The 20,945-nt window shown below is 71.8% G+C and carries 17 protein-coding genes and 1 riboswitch; of the genes, 5 read left to right on the forward strand and 12 right to left on the reverse strand.

Going from position 1 to position 20,945, the window contains the following annotated elements; genetic code table 11:
- Positions 1-5 precede the first annotated feature (5 nt).
- A complete protein-coding gene (locus CKY28_RS16475; RefSeq protein WP_425442541.1) occupies positions 6-1,178 on the reverse strand; it encodes an efflux RND transporter periplasmic adaptor subunit in 1,173 nt (390 codons plus the stop codon).
- A gap of 103 nt (positions 1,179-1,281) precedes the next feature.
- Here CKY28_RS16475 and CKY28_RS16480 point away from each other — a divergent pair, with 103 nt between their 5' ends.
- Positions 1,282-1,896, forward strand: a complete 615-nt coding sequence (locus tag CKY28_RS16480; RefSeq protein ID WP_425442542.1) for a TetR/AcrR family transcriptional regulator — start codon at positions 1,282-1,284, stop codon at positions 1,894-1,896.
- Positions 1,897-1,900: 4 nt separating this feature from the next.
- On the opposite strand, the gene CKY28_RS16485 is transcribed toward CKY28_RS16480, so the two are convergent.
- The 5 genes from CKY28_RS16485 to CKY28_RS16505 are packed head-to-tail and all read right to left on the reverse strand — an operon-like array spanning position 1,901 to position 7,640.
- Positions 1,901-3,190 (reverse strand): glycoside hydrolase family 130 protein, encoded by a 1,290-nt coding sequence (locus tag CKY28_RS16485; protein WP_095999469.1) that lies wholly within the window; start codon positions 3,188-3,190, stop codon positions 1,901-1,903.
- Between the two features lie 25 nt (positions 3,191-3,215).
- On the reverse strand, positions 3,216-3,971 hold the full coding sequence (locus CKY28_RS16490) for an ABC transporter ATP-binding protein (protein ID WP_095999470.1): 756 nt from the start codon (positions 3,969-3,971) through the stop codon (positions 3,216-3,218).
- The gene (locus CKY28_RS16495) at positions 3,968-4,948 is read right to left on the reverse strand and encodes a FecCD family ABC transporter permease (RefSeq protein WP_245841887.1); all 981 of its coding nucleotides are present in this window, start codon (positions 4,946-4,948) and stop codon (positions 3,968-3,970) included. Before CKY28_RS16495 ends, CKY28_RS16490 begins: the two co-directional genes overlap by 4 nt.
- Positions 4,945-5,757, reverse strand: coding sequence for an ABC transporter substrate-binding protein (locus tag CKY28_RS16500; RefSeq protein ID WP_095999471.1), 813 nt, complete (start codon positions 5,755-5,757; stop codon positions 4,945-4,947). The genes CKY28_RS16495 and CKY28_RS16500 overlap by 4 nt, the downstream gene beginning before the upstream one ends.
- On the reverse strand, positions 5,757-7,640 hold the full coding sequence (locus CKY28_RS16505) for a TonB-dependent receptor plug domain-containing protein (protein WP_095999472.1): 1,884 nt from the start codon (positions 7,638-7,640) through the stop codon (positions 5,757-5,759). The genes CKY28_RS16500 and CKY28_RS16505 overlap by 1 nt, the downstream gene beginning before the upstream one ends.
- A 148-nt stretch (positions 7,641-7,788) precedes the next feature.
- Positions 7,789-7,975: riboswitch (cobalamin riboswitch) on the reverse strand.
- 492 nt (positions 7,976-8,467) lie between these two features.
- On the opposite strand from CKY28_RS16505, the gene CKY28_RS16510 reads away from it, so the two are divergent.
- Genes CKY28_RS16510 through CKY28_RS16520 form a run of 3 tightly spaced genes read left to right on the forward strand, consistent with a single transcriptional unit; the run spans position 8,468 to position 10,786 of the window.
- On the forward strand, positions 8,468-8,782 hold the full coding sequence (locus CKY28_RS16510) for a DUF485 domain-containing protein (protein ID WP_095999473.1): 315 nt from the start codon (positions 8,468-8,470) through the stop codon (positions 8,780-8,782).
- On the forward strand, positions 8,779-10,350 hold the full coding sequence (locus CKY28_RS16515; protein WP_095999474.1) for a cation acetate symporter: 1,572 nt from the start codon (positions 8,779-8,781) through the stop codon (positions 10,348-10,350). Before CKY28_RS16510 ends, CKY28_RS16515 begins: the two co-directional genes overlap by 4 nt.
- Positions 10,351-10,396: 46 nt before the next feature.
- Entirely contained in the window at positions 10,397-10,786 is a 390-nt protein-coding gene (locus CKY28_RS16520; RefSeq protein WP_095999475.1) for a hypothetical protein, read from the forward strand.
- A gap of 58 nt (positions 10,787-10,844) precedes the next feature.
- On the opposite strand, the gene CKY28_RS16525 is transcribed toward CKY28_RS16520, so the two are convergent.
- A complete protein-coding gene (locus CKY28_RS16525; RefSeq protein WP_095999476.1) occupies positions 10,845-11,846 on the reverse strand; it encodes a glycoside hydrolase family 5 protein in 1,002 nt (333 codons plus the stop codon).
- Positions 11,847-11,851: 5 nt separating this feature from the next.
- Positions 11,852-12,853: an SMP-30/gluconolactonase/LRE family protein gene (locus tag CKY28_RS16530; RefSeq protein ID WP_095999477.1), complete on the reverse strand. Its 1,002-nt coding sequence runs from the start codon at positions 12,851-12,853 to the stop codon at positions 11,852-11,854.
- 80 nt (positions 12,854-12,933) lie between these two features.
- Here CKY28_RS16530 and CKY28_RS16535 point away from each other — a divergent pair, with 80 nt between their 5' ends.
- Positions 12,934-14,616, forward strand: a complete 1,683-nt coding sequence (locus CKY28_RS16535; protein WP_245841888.1) for a glycoside hydrolase family 43 protein — start codon at positions 12,934-12,936, stop codon at positions 14,614-14,616.
- A 9-nt stretch (positions 14,617-14,625) separates the two neighbouring features.
- Here CKY28_RS16535 and xylA read toward each other — a convergent pair whose 3' ends face one another.
- The 4 genes from xylA to CKY28_RS16555 form a co-directional block, all read right to left on the reverse strand.
- Positions 14,626-15,933: a xylose isomerase gene (xylA, locus tag CKY28_RS16540; protein WP_095999479.1), complete on the reverse strand. Its 1,308-nt coding sequence runs from the start codon at positions 15,931-15,933 to the stop codon at positions 14,626-14,628.
- Positions 15,933-17,387 (reverse strand): xylulokinase, encoded by a 1,455-nt coding sequence (xylB, locus tag CKY28_RS16545; RefSeq protein WP_095999480.1) that lies wholly within the window; start codon positions 17,385-17,387, stop codon positions 15,933-15,935. The genes xylA and xylB overlap by 1 nt, the downstream gene beginning before the upstream one ends.
- A 4-nt stretch (positions 17,388-17,391) precedes the next feature.
- Entirely contained in the window at positions 17,392-18,459 is a 1,068-nt protein-coding gene (locus CKY28_RS16550; protein ID WP_095999481.1) for a glycoside hydrolase family 43 protein, read from the reverse strand.
- A 76-nt stretch (positions 18,460-18,535) separates the two neighbouring features.
- The gene (locus tag CKY28_RS16555; RefSeq protein ID WP_095999482.1) at positions 18,536-20,917 is read right to left on the reverse strand and encodes a glycoside hydrolase family 3 N-terminal domain-containing protein; all 2,382 of its coding nucleotides are present in this window, start codon (positions 20,915-20,917) and stop codon (positions 18,536-18,538) included.
- Between the last annotated feature and the right edge of the window lie 28 nt (positions 20,918-20,945).

A 20,945-nucleotide genomic window follows, 5' to 3' on the forward strand; every position in this document is an offset into this window, starting at 1 on the left:
AGTAGTTACTTCGCCTGAACCGCGGGGGTGGAGGCGGGCGCCGCGGCCGGGCGCGACCCGAACGGGCGCGGTTGGACGGGCATGCCGGGTCGAAGCATCATCGCGCCCTCGACGATAACGCGGTCGCCGGGCGCTACGCCGCCCGTGACCAGCCACGCGTCGCCGACGGTGCGGCTGGTCTGGATGGTGCGCGGCTCGGCGCGGTCGCCCCGGCCGACGACCATCACGGTCGCGCGGCCGCGCTCGTCGCGCGTGACCGCGCGCTGGGGTACGAGAATGCCCTGGCTCTGGACGCCTTCCACCAGTTCGGCGCGCACGAACATCCCCGGCAGCAGCAGGCCGTTGGGGTTGGGAAACACGGCGCGGATCGTCTGCGAGCCCGTGGTCGGATCGACCGTCACGTCGGCGAAGCGCAGCGTGCCCTCGATCGGGTAGACCGACCCGCTCTCCAGCCGCAGGCGCACGCGCGCGCCTCCCCCGCGCGACAGGTTCCCGGCCATCATCTGCTCGCGCAGGCGGAGAAGGTCGGCGCTCGACTGCTGGATGTCGACGAACACGGGGTCGAGCCGCTGGATGGTGGCGAGCGGTTCGGCCTGGGCGGCGGAGACGAGCGCGCCCGTGGTGAAGATCGACCGGCCGATCCGCCCGGAGATGGGCGCGCGGATCGTGGTGCGGCCGAGGTCGATCTGCGCCTGGCGGAGCGCAGCCTGCTGGGCGGCCACGTCGGCGCGCGTCTGGTTCGACGCGGTCACCGCGTTCTCATACTCCTGGCGCGCGATGGCGTTGATGCGGACCAGCTCGCCGTAGCGCCGGGCGAGCGCCGCGCTGGAGCCGGTCGCCGCCTGGGCGCGCGCCAGCGCCGCGCGCGCGCTCGCCACCTGCGCTTCGTAGGGCGCGGGGTCTATGCGGTAGAGCGGCTGGCCCTGGCGGACGTAATCGCCCTCGGTGAACAGGCGCGCGCGGACGAGGCCGTTGACCTGCGGGCGCACCTCCGACGTCTCGAACGCGGTGGTGCGGCCGGGCAGCTCGGTGGTGAGCGTCACGGGCTGCTGCGTCAGCGTGACGAAGCCCACCGGCGTCGGCGCGGGTGCGCCCTGCTGCTGCGCTTGCACGTTCCCCTGTCCGCACGCGCCGAGCGAGAGGAGAGCCGCCGCGAGACCGAGTCGCTTCAACATCATGCTTGATTCCGATGTACTTAAGTGTGAGTGAGCGATCACTCACAAAATGCTGCTACTGCGAACGGCGGAGCGTCGTCAAGCGAAGAAGGCTCAAGGAGATAGGATGGTTTGGGGTCACCCGTGTTGCGTCGGGGGCGTCTCCCGCGCGGAGCTCAGGCGTCGAAAGCTGATCGATACCGCGCGCAAGTTGTTCATCGCCAACGGTTTCCACGCGACCGGCATCGCCCAGATCGCGCGCGAGTCGGGCATCGCGGTGGGGCAGATTTATCGCGATTTCGCGTCCAAGGAGGAGATCGTCGCCGCGCTCGTGGAGGTCGACTGCGGCGCGTACATGGACGGCGAGACGCTGGACGCGGCGATCCGCGCGGGCGACGCCGAGTCGGTGCGCACCTGGCTCCACCATTTCGTCGAGCCCGACGAGGATCTGGAGGAGGGTCGGCTCTTCGCCGAGATCGTCGCCGAGTCGTCGCGCAACGAGCGGATCGCGGCCATCTTCACCACGCTCCAGGACCGGCTCAAGGCGAAGATCGTGTCGGCCATCGCGCTGCTCGCGCCCGGCGAAGGGCTGGCGGAGCGGCGCGGGGCGCTCGCCGATCTGATCACCGCGCTGTCGCTGGGGCTGCTGCACTACCGGTTGCTGCGGCCGACCGTCGACGCGGGCGCGCTCGCCCAGGCGTTGCGGGAGGTGATCGACCGCGAACTCGCGGCGCTGCGCTGACGCCTTACTCCATCGCGCGGAGCAGGTCGTCGACCTCCGCCCAGGCAAACGACGTGAAGCTGTCGGCGACGGCGTAGGGCAGCAGGAGCACCCGGTCGCGCACCATGCCGCCGCAGCTGTAGACCACGTTGGGGACGTAGCCGTCGCGCTCCTTAGGCGCAGGCGCCAGCACGGGGCGCGGCGTGCGGGCCAGCAGCTTGGACGGGTCATCCTTGTCGAGCAGGCACGCGCCGATGCAGTAGTTGCGCACCGTGCCCACGCCGTGGGTCAGCACGAGCCAGCCCTCGTCGATCTCGATGGGCGAGCCGCAATTGCCCATCTGTACGAACTCCCAAGGGTAGCGCGGCTCGATGAGCACGCGCGACTCGCCCTCCCAGCGGAGCAGGTCGTCCGAATAGTTGAGGAAGACGCGCTTGCCGTCCTGACGGCTGAGCATCGCGTAGCGGCCGCCGATCCGGCGGGGGAAGAGCGCCATGCCCTTCGCCGCCGCGATCGGCCCCGTCATCGCCCGCATCTCGAAATCGTGGAAGTCGTCGCCCGACAGCAGCTCGGAGCGCGTCTCGGCGCCGCTCCAGGCGGTGTAGGTGCCGTGATAGGTGGCGGCGCCGTCGTCCTCGACGAAGCGGACGAGGCGCATGTCCTCGATCCCCTGGCGCTGGCTGGGCAGCACGGGAAAGAGCACCGTTTCCGAGATCGTCCGGCTGCCGCCGCACTGGAGACGGATCGACGCGTCGTCGCCGTCGGCGTGGTCGAGGATCGGCGGAACGGAGGTCGGGCTGGGCGGGTCGATGACGAGCGGCCCGCGCGGCGTCCACATGCCCGTGCGGAACGTGACGGAGGAGACATGGCCTTCGCCGATCCCGCGCAGCGATAGGACGATGCGCACCGCGCCTTCGTCCACGCCCTCCTGGTCGGGATGGGGGACGACCGAGGGGTTGAACAGCGCGGCGGCCTCGAAGGCGTATTCCTGGCTGAGATAGGCGCCGATCAGGCGGCGTCGCCGATCGTCGTACCGATCGCCGTCCTGGAGATGGTCCTTCACCTCGTCGAACCGGCGGCGGAGCAGCGCGTCGACGTCGCGGTGGTTGGCGTCGAGCGAGTGGGTGACGCCCTCGAGTTGGCGGTCGAGCTCCGCCTCGTCCAGCGCGGCGATGCCGTCCACGACCTCCTGCGTCCGCGACTTGCCGTTCGCGTACTCGCGCGGGTAGCCGGGCTCGAACGGGCGGACGACGGTGCGCGACGGGTCGGGGCGGAGCACGAGGTCGTAGAAGTTGAGCTTCGCGCGCTCGATCATCGGATTCCCTCCTGGCGGCAGAGGGCTATAGCGGGTCGTCCACCACGACGTGAAGGCGGCCGTCGCGATCGATCAGGCGCGCGGCGACGCCGTAGACCTGCGCGACGCGCTCGGGCGTCATGGTGTCGGCGACGGAGCCGTCGGCGACGAGCGCGCCGCCCTGCATCCATAGGAGCCGGTCGGCGTAGCGCGCGGCGAGGTCGAGGTCGTGGAGCACGACGAGCGCGCCACCCCCGCGCGCGACATGGTCGCGGAGGAGGCGCAGCACCTGGTGCTGGTGGCGCGGGTCGAGCGAGGCGACGGGCTCGTCGGCGACGACCATCGGCGCTTCGGCCGCGAGCGCGCGGGCAAGATGGGCGCGGGCGAGCTCGCCGCCCGACAGCGTGTGCGCCGGGCGATGCGCGAGCGGTTCGAGCGCGCAGGCGGCCAGCGCGCGGTCGACGGCGGCGGCGTCCTGGGGAGCGAGACGGCCGAGCGCCGCGCCGTGGGCGAACCGGCCTAACGCCGCGAGATCGCGTACCGGCTGCGCCCAGGCGGGCGGGCGCGACTGGGGGAGGTAGGCGACACGGCGGGCGCGCTCGGCGGGGGAGAGCCGGTCCACGGGGTCGCCGCCGACCCGCGCCTCGCCCTCCGTCGCGGGGAGCAGGCCGAGCGCGACGCGGATCAGCGTGGTCTTGCCCGCGCCGTTGGGGCCGAGCAGCACGGCGAGCTCGCCGGGGCCGACGGCGAGGCTGGTGGGCCGGAGCAGCGGGGCGTGCGCGGCGGCGTGGAGCGCGATCACGCGGGCGTCCTCCGTGCGGACAGCGCGATCAGCGCAAAGAGCGGCGCGCCGACGAGCGCGGCGACGACGCCGAGCTTGAGTTCCGCCTCCGTGGGAAGGACGCGCACGCCGATGTCGGCGACGACGAGGAACAACCCCGCGAGGAGCGCGGAGGGGAGCAGCGTGCGGGCGGGGTCGTGGGCCACGAACGGGCGGACGAGGTGGGGCGCGACGATGCCGACGAAGCCGATCGCGCCCGCCACCGCCACGCACGCGCCGGTGGCGAGACCCGCGCCGAGCACGACGAGCAGGCGCTGGCGCTTGAGGTCGAGGCCGACGCCGGCGGCCGCCTCCTCGCCGAGCGTGAGCGCGGACAGGCCGCGGCGGCTCGCGAACAGGAGCGCCAGGCCGGGGAGGAGGAACGGCGCGGCGAGGAGGAGGTCGTCGAAGCTCTTGTTGGCGACGGAGCCGAGCATCCAGTTGACCATGTCGGCGAGCGTGAACGGGTTGGGCGCGAGGTTCATGAGCAGCGCGGTGAGCGCGCCCGCGAAGCTCGACAGGCCGACGCCGACGAGGATCAGCGCGACCGCCGACGCGGTGCGGAGCGCCGCCAGCGCGATGAGCGCGGTGGCGGCGAGCGCGCCGGCGACGGCGGAGAGCGGCAGCAGCGGCGCGAACGCTGCGGCCAGCCCGTAATGGAGCGTGAAGGTGGCGGCGAGCGCGGCGCTCGCGGAGACGCCCAGCACGCCCGGCTCGGCGAGCGGATTCCGGAGCAGGCCCTGGAGCGCGGCGCCGCTCGCGCCCAGCCCTAAGCCGACGGCGAAGGCGGCGAGCGCGCGGGGGAGGCGGATCGCCCAGACCACCACCGCGTCGCCGGGCTCGCCGCCGCCGCCGAGCGCCGCGAGCATGCGCGCGGGCGGGAGCGGCGTGGAGCCGAGCAGGCAGGCGGCGAGGATCGCGGCGGCCGCGGCGGCGAGGAGCGCGATGTTGAGCCTCACGGGCGCGGTCCCCTGGCCAGCGCCTCCACGGCGTCGAGCAGGAACCAGCCGCCGCACGCGGTCCAGGCGCCCTCCAGGCCGACCACCGGCCCGTCGAGTTGCGCGCGGGCGATCGGGTGGCGGGCGGCGCTCCACGGCTCCGCATCGCCGACATCCTTGAAAGAGGCGAAAGCGACGAGGTCGGGGCGCTCATAGGCGAGGCGCTCGAGTGGGAGGTCGCGCCAGCCGGGCTCCCGCTGGAAGTTGCGCAGACCCGCCGCCGCGAGCAGCTCGGCGACGAGCGTGCCCGGTCCGGCGGTGACGCCGCCAGGGGTCATATAGAGCGCCGCCTCGGAGCGGTCGCGCCGCGGGAGGCCGGCGAGGCGCGCATCCATCTCGGCGGCGAGCGCGCGGCCACGCGCGGGCACGCCCAGTTCGGCGGCCACATCGACCGTCGCGGCGCGGATGCCGGGAAGGTCCTCGGCATAGGGGAGCTGGAGCACGGGGATCCCTGCGCGCGCGAAGAACTCGGCCGCGCCGGGACCGCCGCCATAGGAGCGGACCACGAGGTCGGGTTTCAGCACCAGCACGTCCTCCGCGCGCGGGGCGACGCGGCGGAGGCCCGCGGCGGCGGCGCGCATGTAGGAGGTGGGCCTGACCGCGTCGCGCGACACAGCGAGGATGCGGTCGCGCGGCGCGAGCTTGAGCACATATTGGTCGGCGCAATAGTCGAGGCTGACGATGCGGCGCGGCGAAACGGGCGCAGGCGCGGGCGGCGCGGCGGGCGCGCAGCCCGCCAGCGCGAGCAGGGCCGCGAGCGCCCGGCGCATCACAGCCGGAGCCTCACCCCGCCATAAGCCGCGCGGCTCGCGGCGCCGTAGCGGAATACGGTCTGGTACTCTTCGTCGAACAGGTTCTCGACGCGGCCGTAGAGCTCGACGCGGTCGGTGAGCGCGACCGCGGCGCGAAGGTCGGCGAGGACGTAGCCGTCGAGGCGCGTCGCGTTGGCGGCGTCGTCGAAGCTGTCGCCCACCGCCGACAGCGTCGCACCCGCCTGGAGGCCCCACGGGAACTCATAGTCGGCCACGACGCTGAACGTTTCGCGCGGGCGACGGGCTAGCCGGCCGCCCGTGTCGCGGTTCACCGCGTCGATGAAGCTGTATTGGCCCAGCAGGCGCAGCCGCTCGACGGGGCGCAGCGCCAGCGTGAGCTCGACGCCCTCCGCGCGGGTCAGGCGCGTGTTGGCGTAGACGCCGAACGGGCGGTTCACGCAGGGACCGCTCGTCGCGGCGGGCGGGCAGAAGGCGAAATCGATCTGGTTGTCGATGTCGCGGTGGAAATAGGTGGCGCTCAGCTCCGCCGCCTCGCCGCCAAGGTTCTGGGCGACGCCGACCTCCCAGCTCTCCGACCGCTCGGGCTGCAGGCCCCGGTCGCCGAAGTCGCTGTAGAGCTGGAACAAGGAAGGGGCCTTGAAACCCTCGCCGTAGCTCGCGCGGAGCCGCGTCGCGCCGCCGTTCGGGCTGAACACGCTCGACGCGGCGACCGTGGTCTCGCCGCCGAACGTCTGGTGATCGTCGTGGCGTACGCCGCCGGTGAGCGTCAGGCCCGCCACCGGCTGAAGCGTGAGCTCGCCATAGACGCTGGTGATGCGCACGTCGGCGCCGGCGGGCGGGCCGCCATAGCTCGCGGCGCGGTAGCTGGAGCGCTCGGTCTCCGCGCCGAACACCGCGTCCACGCGCCCGAGGTCGAGGACGCCCTGATACTCGAAGCGCTCGTTCTCGCCCTGGGCGTCGAACGTGGTCGCGCCCGCATCCTCGTTCTCGCGGTCCGTGCGCGTGTAGGCGAAGGCGACGCGGTTGCGGAACCGGCCGTCGAGGAGCGCGGCGTTGAGGCCCGCATAGCCGGTCAGCTCGCGCGTGCGCCCCGTCTCGGCCGTGTCGGCGAAGGCGAACAGCGGCGCGGGGAAGCCGTCGATCTCCGTCTCGCCGTCCGAGTAGAAGCCGCGCAGGTCGATCGCGACGGCGTCGGAGAGGCCGATCAGCGCCTTGGCGTTGGCGCCGACATTCTGGTAGCCGTCGCGCTCCGCCCCGCCCGCGAAGGCGGAGAAGCCGTCGGTGCGGAAATACCCCGCGCCCGCGCTGAGCGCGGCGGGGCCGACGCGGCCCGACACGTTCGCGACGGCCTGCGCGGTGTCGCGCCAGCCATATTCACCGCGCGCGTTCACGCGGAGGTCGTCCGTCGGCGGCGCGGTGAGCAGGTTGACGACGCCGCCGATCGCCTGGCTGCCCCAGATCACCGATTGCGAGCCGCGCACGACCTCGATCCGGTCGATGTTGTTGACGAGCAGCGTGGCGAAGTTGAAGCCGCCGCCGACCGCGGAAGGGTCGTTCAGCTTGACGCCGTCGATCAGCACGACGTTCTGGTCGTTCTCCGCGCCGCGGATATTGAGCCCCGCGACCGAGCCCGGCCCGCCGTTGCGCGTGAGCGTCACGCCCGGCACCGTGCGGAGCAGGTCGACCACCGTCTGCGCCTGGCGGTCGCGGATCTCGTCCGACGTGATCACGGTGACCGATTGCGCGACCTCCTCGATCGGGCGTTCGGTGCGGTTGGCGGTGACGACTACGTCGGCGCCGCGGGGTTGGTCGGTGTTGTTGTCGGCAGTCGACAGGGGCGCTTGGGCCTGGGCGGCGAGCGCGAGGGTGACGAGAAGCAAGACACGGTCCTCCGCCCGTTCCGCCGTCGAGCGGTTCGGGGATCAACGACATGGGCGGCCCGCCCGGCGGGACCGGGCGCGACGGCGGCCAAACAGTGTCGTTGCTGGAGGAGTGGCGCTCCCCGTTCCGCAGGCTGGACCCGGCCCCGAACGAACGACGCGATGGCAGGTCTCCTGGCTCGCCGATCATCGCCTTCCGGCCGTCTTCCCAAAGCTCGCGCTTCAGTGACTTGGTGGCCGTCGGCTCCCGGCTGACAGTTGCGGGCACAGCCCCGGTTTCGCACCGGGTTCCCTCTTAGCCTCCGTTATGGAGGACCATCTGGGCCGGGCCGATGCGGCAAGCGGCGCGGCGTGTCAACGGGTGGGGCGGGTCGCGCCGGTGGGCTGGATCGTGAAGCGATACCAGCCCCGGGGAGCCGGTTTCTACCTCTTGAACACTACATTTCTGCAAAACCTACCTCTCTCTGGAGCACCCGCTTGAGTTCCTCCCCGGAACGGGGAGGGGGACCGCGCCCGTAGGGCGTGGTGGAGGGGTGCTCGCGACGCGCACCGCCCTTCGCGGCCGCCCCTCCACCATGCTGCGCATGGTCCCCCTCCCCGTGCCGGGGAGGAACGAGGTGTGCAGAATGTCCACCGTGGGTCGAGGTGTACGTTCGCGGCACGGGTCTATGTGCCGGACCAGCCGCCGCGGTCGTGCGGCTGGTCCGGCGCGTGGTCATTGTAATCAATTCGGCACGTCCAAGCGGCCACCGCGCTCGCTCCTGAGTTAACGCTATCACGAACCTGCGCCCGCGCTATAGTCCGGCGACGAGCGGCGGGGAGGGGTGATGGACGCGCACGAGCAGGCGTTGGTGGGGCTGGCCGACGATCCGCGTTACCGGCGGCTGGTGCGGCGGCGGAGCCGGCTGGGCTGGACGCTCACCGCGCTGATGCTGGTCGCGTACTTCGGCTTCATCCTGCTCGTCGCCTTCGCCAAGCCGCTGCTCGCGCGGCCGCTGGCGGGTGGGGCGACGTCGGTCGGTATCCCGATCGGATTGGGCGTCATCCTGCTCGCGATCGCGCTGACGGGCGTGTACGTCCGCCGCGTCAACCGCGAGTTCGACCGCGAGGTGGACGCGCTCGCGCGGGGGTTCCGCGCATGAACGGGGCGACGAACTGGCCCGCGATCGCCATGTTCGCGGGCTTCGTGGCGCTCACGCTCGCCATCACGCGCTGGGCGGCGAGGCGGACGCGCACCGCCGACGATTTCTACGCGGCGGGCGGCGGGATCACCGGCTTCCAGAACGGGCTGGCGATCGCGGGCGACTATATGTCGGCGGCGTCGTTCCTCGGCATCTCCGCACAGATCTTCGCGGACGGCTATGACGGGCTGATATACTCGATCGGCTTCCTCGTCGGCTGGCCCATCCTCCTGTTCCTGATGGCGGAACGCTTGCGCAACCTCGGCCGCTACACCTTCGCCGACGTGGCCTCGTTCCGGTTCGCGCAGACGCCCGTGCGCACGCTCGCCGCGGCGTCGACGCTCATGGTGGTGCTCTTCTACCTCATCGCGCAGATGGTGGGGGCGGGGCAGCTCATACGGCTGCTGTTCGGGCTGCCCTACCCCTATGCGGTCGCCACCGTCGGCGTGATGATGACGCTCTACGTGCTGTTCGGCGGCATGCTGGCGACGACCTGGGTGCAGATCGTTAAGGCCGTGCTGCTGCTGGGCGCCGCCACCTTCATCGCGGGCGCGGTGCTGTGGCGCTTCGGCTTCTCGGCGGAGGCGCTGTTCGCGCGCGCGGTCGAGGTGAAGGGGACGCGCGCGATCATGGGGCCGGGCGGCTTCATCAAGGACCCGGTCTCCGCCGTGTCGCTGGGATTGGCGCTGATGTTCGGCACCGCGGGGCTGCCGCACATCCTCCAGCGCTTCTTCACCGTTCCTGACGCGCGGGCGGCGCGCACCTCGGTGCTCTGGGCGACTGGATGGATCGGCTGGTTCTACCTGCTCACCTTCGTGATCGGCTTCGGCGCGATCGTGCTGGTGGGGACCGAGCCCGCCTATCTCGATCCGGCGGGAGGCTTGAGGGGCGGCGGCAACATGGCCGCGGTGCACCTGGCGCATGCGGTGGGCGGCGACCTGTTCCTGGGGTTCGTGTCGGCGGTGGCGTTCGCGACCATCCTGGCGGTGGTGGCGGGGCTGACGCTGTCGGGCGCGTCGGCGGTGAGCCACGACCTCTACGCCAGCGTGTTCCGCCGCGGGCGCGCCGACCAGGCGGCCGAGCTGCGCGTGTCGCGGATCACCGTCCTGGTGCTTGCGGTGGTGGCGATCGGCTTAGGCGTCCTGTTCGAGCGGCAGAACGTCGCCTTCATGGTCTCGCTGGCGTTCGCCCTGGCGGCGTCGGCGAACTTTCCCGTGCTGCTCACCTCGCTGCTGTGGCGCGGGTGCACGACCAGGGGTGTGGTGGCGGGAGGCGCGGTGGGGCTGCTGCTCGCGCTGGGGCTGACGATCCTGTCGCCCGCGATCTGGGTGGCGGTGTTGGGCCATGCCGAGCCGGTCTTCCCTTACGGCTCGCCCGCGATCTTCTCGATGCCCGCCGCGTTCCTGACGATCTGGATCGTGTCGCTCATTGACCGGAGCGGCCGGGCGGCCGTCGACCGCGCCGGCTACCTGCCGCAGCGGGTCAGGTCGGAAACGGGCATCGGCGCCGTAGGCGCATCGAGCCACTGAGCGCCGCTCAGCCGCCGTTCAGCGCGCGCATGGTAGGGACGCGCGCATGAAGAAGCTTCTCTCCACCCTCGTCGCGGCCGCCGTGCTGAGCGCGCCCGCCGCGGCCGCGCCCCGCGATCCCGAAGCGGAGCTCGCCGAAGCGCTGCGCGGGCGCGTCGCGGGCGAGCCCGTCAGCTGCATCCCGCTCCGCCAGGCGTCGTCCGAGATCATCGACGGCACCGCGATCCTCTATCGCGTCGGCGACACGATCTACGTCAACCGCCCGCGCGGCGGCGCCGAGACGCTGCGCCGCGACGACGTGCTCGTGACCCGCACGTTCGACTCGCGGCTGTGCCGGCCGGAGATCGTGACGCTGGTGGACCGGTTTTCGCGGTTCCAGCGCGGCTTCGTCGGCCTGGGCGATTTCGTCCCTTACCGCCGCGCCGAGACGCGTTAGAGGCTGTTTCAGCTAAGATGAAACAGGCGGCGCCGCATCCGCGTAAGCGGATCGAGTGCTACGGGATCAAGGCGGCGCGGATCGGCTCGACCCAGCGGTCGCGGTCGATGTCGTACACGATGAAGTCGCTGTCGAACTGCCAATAGGCCCAGGGCAGTCCGCGCCTCTCCGCCTCGCGGCGCACCGTCGCGGTGTAGCGGACGCGGTCGGCCATCGGCGTGCCCGACTTGTCATACGCGCCGAATTCGCCGAGCAGCACGGGGCGGCCGTTCGCCTTCGACCAGGCGGCGACCTTGTCGAAGTCGCGCGCGATCCGCGCCTCGTCCTCCGCGGTGAAGGGGACGCCGCGCACGTCCTTCATCTCCGGCGTCCAGCTCGCGCCCTGGTGCGTGAAGCGGAACGGCTCGTAGGAGTGGAACGTCGCGATGATGTCGCGGTCGGCGGCGGGCAGCTCGAGCGTCGGCAGCTCCTCCAGGTTGTTCCAGCGCGTGGGCCCGATCACCAGCGTGCGGCGCGGGTTGGTGGCGCGGACGGCGGGGATCAGCTTCGCCACCATCCCGTTCCAGCGTGCGGCGTCGAGCTTGCCGTGCGGCTCGTTCAACAGCTCGAACAGCACTGTGTCCGGAGCGTTGCGGTAGCGCTCGCCGATCTGCGTCCAGAAGGCGAGGAGCTTGGGCTCGCACGTGTCCGGGTCGGCGGCGCAGGCGTTGAAATCATGCTCGTCGAGGATCACGCCCAGGCCCGCCTCCGTTGCCTGGTCCACGACGCGGTCGAGCGTCGCGAGCCAACGGGGATCGAGCCGGTTCCGCGCGTCCATATGGTCGAACGCGAACAGCACCACGCGCACGAAGTCGAAGCCGCCGTCGCGGATGACCTTGAAATGCCTCGGCTTGAAGCGCGCCTTGGCCGGGTCCTTCCACATCGGGTCATAGCCGATGATGTTGACCCCGCGCTTGAGCTTGGCGGCGGTGGCCCACGCGTCGCCGGGCGCGGGCTGGGCGGCGGCGATGGTCCCGGTCAGCGCGAGCAGCGCGGCGGCGAGCCAGTGGACGATCCTCATTCAGACTATTCTCCCAGGGTGATCGGCACGCGCAGCACGCGGTCGTCGGCGGCGAGGAACAGCGCCCGGCCGTTCTCGCCCAGCGCGCAGTTGGCTACAGGCGCGCCGGTCGCAATCAGGCCGAGCGGCTCGCCCTCGCGCGACAGGATGTGGAGCCCGCCGGGGCCGGTGCAGAACATCGTCCCGTCGGCCGCCACCTTCATGCCGTCGGGCAGGCCGGGGCCGGGCCGGCCGGCGAAGTCGAGGAACACGCGCCGGTTCCGCGCGTCGCCCTTCGCGTCCAGGTCGTAGGCGTAGATGCGCGGGGCCGCCTCGTCGGACACGGCGACGAACAGACGCCGCTCGTCGGACGAGAGCGCGACGCCGTTGGGCCGCGCGAGCGTGCCGTCGACGAGCACCGGCTCGCCGCCCGACCGCCAGCGATAGACGCCGTTGTGCGGCAGCTCCTTGACGGGCGAGCGGTCGCCGTCGGCGAGGCCGTAGGGCGGATCGGTGAACCAGATCGCGCCGTCGCGCGCGACCGCCATGTCGTTGGGGCTGTTGAAGCGACGGCCCCGGTAGCGGGCGACCAGCGTCGTACGCCGGCGCGTCACGAGGTCCAGCCGATCAATCGTCCGGCCGCCGCTATTGGCGATGAGCAGCCCGCCCGAGCGGTCGAGCGCCAGCCCGTTCGCGCCGGGCTCGCGGATCAGCTTGGGGTCGAACGCGGGCGCGCCGGAGGGTGACAAGAACACGGACACGCGGTCGTGCTTCGTCCAGCGGCGTATGACGTTGGCGGGCGGGTCGGTGAAGAGCAGCGCCTGCTGACGCGGCAGCCAGACCGGACCTTCCGCCCAGCGTATGCCCGTCGCGATCGTCTCCACGCGCGCGCCGGCGTCGAGCACGCGGTCGAGCTTGGGGGAGAGGCGGCGGATGACGGGCGGCTCCGCGGCGCGCGCCTGCACGGCCAGGGCCGCTCCCGCGCCGACCAGAAAGGCGCGGCGGCCGAACACGGCATCTTCACCCATGCGCGATCCTCCACGCCATGTTATCGCTCCCAGAGCTTAGGACGGGCGAACCGGCGCGTCGAGACGGAAGGGAGCGGAGCATGGGGATGGTACGCGGATTGCTGGCGCTGCTCGGGGCGGCCGCGTCGACCGGCTCCGCACAGGCGCCCGCCGGACCCACGCCCGCGCGCTTCGAGTGGTTCGAATATTCGGGCGCCGACCCCGCGCAGCGGCGACGCCCGCCGGGGCCGGGCGAGTACGCCAATCCCGTCCTGTCGGGCTTCCACCCCGACCCGCACACCATCCGCGTGGGCGAGGATTTCTACCTCGTCACCTCGACCTTCACCTATTTTCCCGGCCTGCCGATCTTCCGCAGCCGCGACCTTGTGAACTGGACGCAGATCGGCAACGCGATCGACCGGCCGGGCCAGCTCGACTTCACGGGGCTCGGCCTGTCGCGCGGCGTGTTCGCGCCGGCGATGGCGCACCACGCGGGCACCTTCTACATCGTCAACACCTGCGTCGACTGCGGCGGCAACTACGTCATCATGGCGAGCGACCCGGCCGGGCCCTGGTCCGACCCGGTGTGGATCAAGGACGTGGGCGGGATCGACCCGTCCCTGTTCATCGAGTCCGACGGGTCGGCCTGGCTGCTCAACAACGACGCGCCCGTGGGCGAGCCGCTCTACGAGGGGCACCGGGCGATCTGGATCCGGCGCTTCGACCTCAAGACGCTGCGCACAATCGGTCCGGCGAAGATGATCGTGAACGGCGGCGTCGACATCTCGACGAAACCGATCTGGGTCGAAGGGCCCCACATCTTCCGGCACGAGGGGCGCTACTACCTCTCCGCCGCGGAGGGCGGCACGGCGGTCGGCCACTCGCAGACGGTGTACCGCGCCGAGCGGCCGGAAGGGCCCTGGACGGCTTATCCCAGGCCCATCCTGACGCAGCGCGACCTCGACCCGGCGCGGCCCGACCCGATCACCTCGGCGGGGCACGCGGCGCTGTTCACCACGCCCAAGGGCGACTGGTGGGCGACCTTCCTCGCCACCCGGCCCTATACGGACGACCATTACAACACGGGCCGCGAGACCTTCCTGCTGCCGATCCGCTGGCGGCACGGCTGGCCGATCATCACCGAGCCCGGACAGGCGATCCCCCATTTCGCGCGCCGTCCCGACCTGCCGGCGGGGCCGCACGCGCCGGTGCCGACGAGCGGCGCGTTCACCGTGCGCGACGAGTTCGACGGCCCCGCGCTGCCGCCCTACTGGATGATGGTGCGCAACCCCAAGCTGCGCTGGCACCGGCTCGCGGGCGGCGCGCTGGAGATCACGCCGCGGGCCGACCGGATCGGCGAACCCAAGCAGCCGAGCTTCCTCGCGCGCCGGCAACAGCACCTCCACGCCACCGCCGCGACCGAGCTCCGCTTCGACGCCGCCGCGCCGGGCGCGAAGGCCGGCCTCGTCGCCTATCAGGACGACGCGCACTACTATTTCATCGGCGTCGTCAACGACCGCGGACGGCGGGTGCTGCGCGTCGAGCGTCGGGCGGGGCCGAGCGACCCGGCAGACGGCGTCGTGCTCGCCGCCGCACCGCTCCGCGCGACCGGCCCGGTGCGGCTGCGCATCACCGCGCGCGGCGGCGAGTACGACTTCCACTACGCGGCGGGCGCGGGGCGCTGGACGTCGCTCCTGACCGGCGCGGACGGGAAGCTGCTCAGCACCGCCACGGCGGGCGGCTTCGTGGGCGCGACGTTCGGGATGTACGCCCACGCGCCCTGAAGCGGACCGTCAGAACCGGTTGAGCAGGTTCTCCAGCCACTCCTGCCGGCCCGAGCGGGGCTGCGGCGACAAGTTGCGCTCGACCGCCAGGTCGGCCGCGCCGGCGAGGTCGAGCCCGGCGATCTGCCTCCCGAGTTCGCCGTCCCAGCCGGCGTAGCGGTCGCGCTTGAACTGGTCGAGGCGGCCGTCCTCGATGGTCGCGGCGGCGCGGAGCAGCCCGCGCGCGACCACGTCGATCGCGCCGACATGCCCGTGGAACAGATCGATCGCGTCGATCGACTGGCGGCGGACCTTGGCGTCGAAGTTGAACCCGCCCGTCGTGAACCCGCCCGCGCGGATGATCTCGATCATCGCCAGCGTCAGCTCCTCGACGGAGTTGGGGAATTGATCGGTGTCCCAGCCGTTCTGCGGATCGCCGCGATTGGCGTCGATCGAGCCGAAGATGCCGAACGCTGCGGCGGTGGCGATCTCGTGCTCGAAGGTGTGGCCCGAAAGCGTGGCGTGGTTCGCCTCGATGTTGACCGCGACCTCCTTTTCCAGGCCGTAGCGCTGGAGGAAGCCGTACACGGTGGCCGTGTCGAAGTCGTACTGGTGCTTGGTCGGCTCCATCGGCTTGGGCTCGATCAGGATCGTACCCTGAAACCCGATCTTGTGCTTGTGCTCGACGACCATGCTCAGGAAGCGGCCGAAATTGTCGAGCTCGCGGGCGAGGTCGGTGTTGAGCAGCGTCTCGTAGCCCTCGCGCCCGCCCCACAGTACGTAGTTGACGCCGCCCAAGCGGTGCGTCGCCTCGATCGCGTCGCGGACCTGGGACGCGGCCCAGGCGAACACCTCCGGGTCGGGGCTGGTCGCCGCGCCCGCCATGTAGCGCGGGTGGCTGAACAGGTTGGCGGTGCCCCAGAGCAGCTTCTTGCCGTGCTCGCCCGACAGGCGCTCCAGGTCGTCCACGGCTTCCGCGAAGTTGCGGCGGAAGCTGGGGAGGTCGTTCGCCTCCGCCATCACGTCGACGTCGTGGAACGAGTAGAAGGGCACGTCGAGGCGGCTGATGAAATCGAACGCCGCCTCGCGCTTCGCGGCCGCGGCGGCCGCGTCGTTGGCCCCGCGCAGCCAGGGGCGGTCGAAGGTGCCCGCGCCGAACACGTCGGAGCCCGGCCAGCAGAAGCTGTGCCAGAAGCAGATGGCGAAGCGGAGATGGTCCTCCATCCGCTTGCCGAGCACGACGCGATCCTTGTCGTACCAGCGATAGGCCAGGTCCTCGGTCGTGTCCGGACCCTGATAGGTGATGCGGTCGACGCCGGCGAAATAGTCGGAGGCCATCAGATCTCTTTCTGCTTGGGGGTGACGCGGGGATAGGCCGCGCGGAACTGGGCGAGCTTGGGGGCGAGCCGGTCGGCGACCGCGCGGTCGGGCTCGACGACGTGGCTGGTCGGCGGGGCGGCGCAAACGTCCGCGGGCGCGCCGCCGTCGACGGCGATCTGCGCCAGCCGCGCCGCACCGAGCGCCGGGCCGACCTCGCCGCCCCTGAGGTACACGAGCGGCGTGTCGAGCACGGCGGCGATGATGCGGCCCCAATAGCTCGACCGGGCGCCGCCGCCGATGACCGACAGCTTCTCGACCTCGGTGCCCGCGTCGCGGAGCACGGCCATGCCGTCCGCCAGCGCAAAAGCGACGCCTTCCAGCACCGCCTGGGCGAGCCGGCCGCCGTCGCTCTCGTTATCGAGGGCGAGGAATGCGCCGCGCACGACCGCGTCGTTGTGCGGCGTGCGCTCGCCGGAGAGGTAGGGGAGGAAGATCTCGGGACCCGCGCCCGGTCCGGTCGCCTCCGCGCGTTCGAACAGCTCGGCCGGGCCGCTCGCGCCGGTGATGCGCGCCACCCAGTCGACGCACGCCGCCGCGGACAGGTGGACCGACATCTGGTGCCATAGCTCGGGCACGCAGTGGCAAAAGGCGTGCACCGCGCCGGCCGGGTTGGGGCGGAAGTCGCGCGTAGCGACGAAGATCACGCCCGAGGTGCCGAGCGAGAGCAGCGCGTCGCCGTCGCTGACCACGCCCACGCCCGCCGCGCCCGCGGCGTTGTCGCCGCCGCCCGCCGCGACCGGCACCTCGCCCATGCCCCATAGGTCGGCGATGTCGGGGCGCAGCGTGCCGGTCACCTCCGTGCCTTCGTGGAGGCGCGGCATCTGCTCGGCGCGCAGGCTGCACGCGTCGAGGATCGTCTCCGACCAGCGGCGGCCGCCCACGTCGAGCCAGAGCGTGCCGGCGGAGTCGGACAAGTCGGAGGCGCGGTCGCCCGTCATCCTCAGGCGCACATAGTCCTTGGGCAGCAGCACGGTGCGTACCCGCTCGAAAACCTCGGACTCGTGATGGCGCACCCAGAGCAGCTTGGGCGCGGTGAAGCCCGGCATGGCGAGGTTGCCGGCGATCGCGTGGAGCTCGGGCACGGCGCGCTCCAGCGCCTCGCACTCGGCGAAGCTGCGGCCGTCGTTCCACAGGATGCCGGGACGAAGCGGGCGGTCGTCGGCGCCGAGCAGCGTCGCCCCGTGCATCTGGCCGGCGAGCCCCACCCCGCGCACCGCGCGGCGCACGGCGGGGTCGATCGCCTGCACCGCGGCGGTGGTGGCGCGCCACCAATCCTCCGGGTCCTGCTCCGACCAGAGCGGATGCGGGCGCGAGACGGTGAGCGCGGTCGTACCCTGGCCGACGACGGCCCCGGCCGCGTCCAGCACGACCGCCTTCACCCCCGAGGTGCCGATATCGATGCCGAGGAACATGCGGTCAGTCGACGAACGGGTCGATCGTGCAAATGGTGCCGTCCGGATTGTGGGTGAGCTCGGTCACCTTGACGTTGCGCAGGCGCGTCTGACCCGAGAGCTGGCTGTCGGCGTAGAACAGCCACCATTTGCCGCCGTGTTGGACGATCGAGTGGTGCGTCGTCCAGCCCTGCACCGGCTCCAGGATGCGGCCCTTGTAGGTGAAAGGACCATAGGGCGACGTGCCGACCGCGTAGACGAGATAGTGCGTGTCGCCCGTCGAGTAGCTGAGGTAATATTTGCCGTTGTACTTGTGCATCCACGCCGCTTCGAAGAAGCGGCGGTTCGTGTCGCCGCCCAAGAGCGGCTTGCCCCCCTCATCGACGATGAGCGCGTCGCGGGGCTTCTCGGCGAACTCGGTCATGGACGCGTCGAGGCGCGCGACTTTCGGCATCAGCGCGGGCGCATTCGGCCGATTGAGGTCGGTCTTGGAGCCGTTGGGGTCGTAGCGCCCGGTGACGTTGCGCTGGAGCTGGCCGCCCCAGATGCCGCCGAAATACATATAGCTGCGGCCGTCGTCGTCGGTGAACACGGCGGGGTCGATCGAGAAGCTGCCCTTGATCGGCCGCGGCTTGGCTTTGAACGGGCCGACGGGGCTCTTGGAGGTGGCGACGCCGATGCGGAACGCGCCCTGCCGGTCCTTGGCGGGGAAGTAGAGGTAGTAGGTGCCGTTCTTATACGCCGCGTCGGGCGCCCACATCTGCTTGGTCGCCCAGGGCACTTGGGCCACATCGAGCGCGACAGGGTGCACCGTCACCGGCGCGCCGACGCGGTCCATGCTGAGCACGCGATAGTCGCGCATCTCGAAATGGCCGCCCAGATCGTCCTCGGGCGCGGGTCCGTCGATGTCGTGGCTGGGATAGACGTAGATGCGGCCCTGGAAGACGTGCGCCGACGGGTCGGCGGTGTAGATGTCGCGGACCAGCGGTTGGGACAGGTAGCGACGGCCGTTGGGCGCGCGCGGCTCGCTCGATTTGCCGAGCGCGGCGGTGCAGAAGACGGCGGACGCGAGGGCGGCCCAGCGCAGGAACATCACAAACCTCTCCCATGTCGCCCTTAGACGGGCCGTTTGCGTTAGCGCTACCATAAGCGCCCGGCCCGGCGCAAGGTCAGGCGATCTCCAGCGTGACGGTCTGCAGGTCGGCCGAGTTGGGGCCGGTCATGATGTCGAAACGGCCGGGCTCGACCACCTCCCGCATGTCGACGTCCCACATGGCGAAGGCCGAGGGGCCGAGCGTGAAGCGCACGGTGCGCGCCTCGCCGGGCGCGAGCGTGACGCGTTCGAAGCCCTTCAGCTCCTTGAGGGGGCGGGTGACGGAGCTGACCTGGTCGCGGACGTAGAGTTGGACGACTTCGTCGCCTTTGCGGGTTCCCGTGTTGCGGACGTCGACCTCGACCGTGACCTCGCCCGCCACGCCGATGCGCGGGGCGGAGAGGCGAGGGGGGCCGAGCCGGAACGTCGTGTAGCTGAGCCCGTGGCCGAAGGGGAACAGGGGCGCGGTCGTGTCGAATAGGTAGCCGCGGCCGACCGACGGCTTGCTGTTGTAGTAGAGCGGCAGCTGGCCCGCGTGCCGCGCCACGGTGACGGGGAGCTTGGCGCCCGGGTTCACGTCGCCGAACAGGGCGTCGGCGACCGCCGTGCCGCCCTCCTGGCCGGGGTACCAGCATTCCAGCATCGCATTGGCGCGCGCGGCGATCGCGGGCCAGCTGGGCGGGCGGCCGTTGATCGCGCACACCACCACCGGCTTGCCCAAGCCGTGGAGCGCGTCGAACAGCTCGTTCTGCTCGCCGACCAGGTCGAGGCTGGTGCGGTCGCCGAGATGGTTCTTCGCGAAGCCCTCGCGGCTGGTCTGCTCCGTGTCGCCGATCGCGAGCAGGATCACGTCCGCGTCGCGCGCCGCCGCGACGGCCTCCGCGATCAGGCGGCGGTTCTCGGCCGGGTCGGCGAGCAGCACCTCGTCGGCCGAGCGGTCCTCGGTCCGCGTGATCCGCACGCCCTGCGCCACGACGAGCGCGTCGGCGGGCAATCGGCGGCGTAAGCCGTCGGCGAGGCTGACGGCGACCTTGGGCGCGCCCGAATAGCCGCCCAGCCGCGCGACCTGCGCGTTGGGGCCGATCAGCGCGACCTTGCGCAGGCGGGCGCGGTCGAGCGGCAGCGTGCCATCGTTGGTGAGCAGGCAGAGCGACTTGCGCGCGGCCTCCAGCGCCAGCGCCCGCGCCTCGGCGTTCCCCGTCAGGCGGCGCGCCTCGGCGAGGCTGGCGTAGGGATCTTCGAACAGCCCGGCGCGGAACTTCAGTCGGAGCATGCGCGCGCACGCCTGGTCCACCGCAGCCTGTGCGACGCGGCCCTCGCGGACCTGGGCGACGAGCGTGCGGAACGCCTGGCCGTCGGGCAGTTCGCTGTCCACGCCGGCGGCGAGCGCGCGGCGGGCGGCGTCCTCCGGACCGCTCGCGACGTGGTGGATCGTGTCGAGCTCCGTCACGCCGCCGTAGTCGCTGACGATCGCGCCGTCGAAGCGCCACTCGCCGCGCAGCACGTCGCCGAGCAGCCACTTGTTCGCGTGGCTGGGGACGCCGTCGAGCTCGTTGTAGGACGGCATCACCGCGGCGACGCCCGTGCGCTCGACGACGGCGCGGAAGGGCGGAAAGAAGAACTCGCGCAGCTCGCGTTCGGCGAGCGGGGCGGGGCCGATATTGTTGCCGGCCTGGGGCTGGCCGTGGCCGGTCATGTGCTTGAGCGTCGCGAAGACGTGGCCGGGCGCCAGCGTGCCGCCCTCGCCCTGCAGCCCGAGCACGCTGGCGACGCCCATCTCGCCGCAGAGATAGGGGTCCTCGCCGAACGTCTCCTCGATGCGGCCCCAGCGCGGGTCGCGCGCGATGTCGACCACGGGCGACAGCGTCAGGTGGCTCCCATGCGCGCGCACCTCGCGGCCGATGACGCGTTGCGCGCGGCGCATCAGGTCGCGGTCGAACGCGCCCGCCAGCGCGATCGCCTGCGGGAACATGGTCGCGTCGGGGGCCATGTAGCCGTGGAGCGACTCCTCGTGGAACAGCACGGGGATGCCCAGCCGCGTCTGCGTCGTCGCCCAGCGCTGCACCGCGTTGACGAAGCTGATCGTCGACTCGGCGCCGCGCCACCGCGCGCCCGTGCCGCCCGCCACCTCGGCCACCTGCGGCCCGCCGCGCCGGTCGGAGGGGCGCGTCACCTGGCCGAACCCGTGCGGGTAGCTGCGGCTCGCCTTGACGGGATCGAAGTCGAGCCCGCCGTCGCGCATGATCTCCGACTTGGTCGCCCAGAGCGCGATCATCTGGCCGACCTTCTCCTCCAAGGTCATGCGGCCGAGCAGGTCGCGCACGCGCAGGTCCACGGGCGCGCGGGGGTCCTTGTAGACGGGGCGGGCGGCGCGCTGCGCGAGAGCCGCGGGCTCGATCGCGAGCGCGGACGCCGCGCCGAGCCAGCGGAGCAGTCCGCGACGGGTGATGCTGGTCATGCCCTCTGGTCCTCTCCCACGTCGGCAC

This window comes from Sphingomonas lenta, assembly GCF_002288825.1.
GTDB classification, from domain to species: domain Bacteria; phylum Pseudomonadota; class Alphaproteobacteria; order Sphingomonadales; family Sphingomonadaceae; genus Sphingomonas; species Sphingomonas lenta.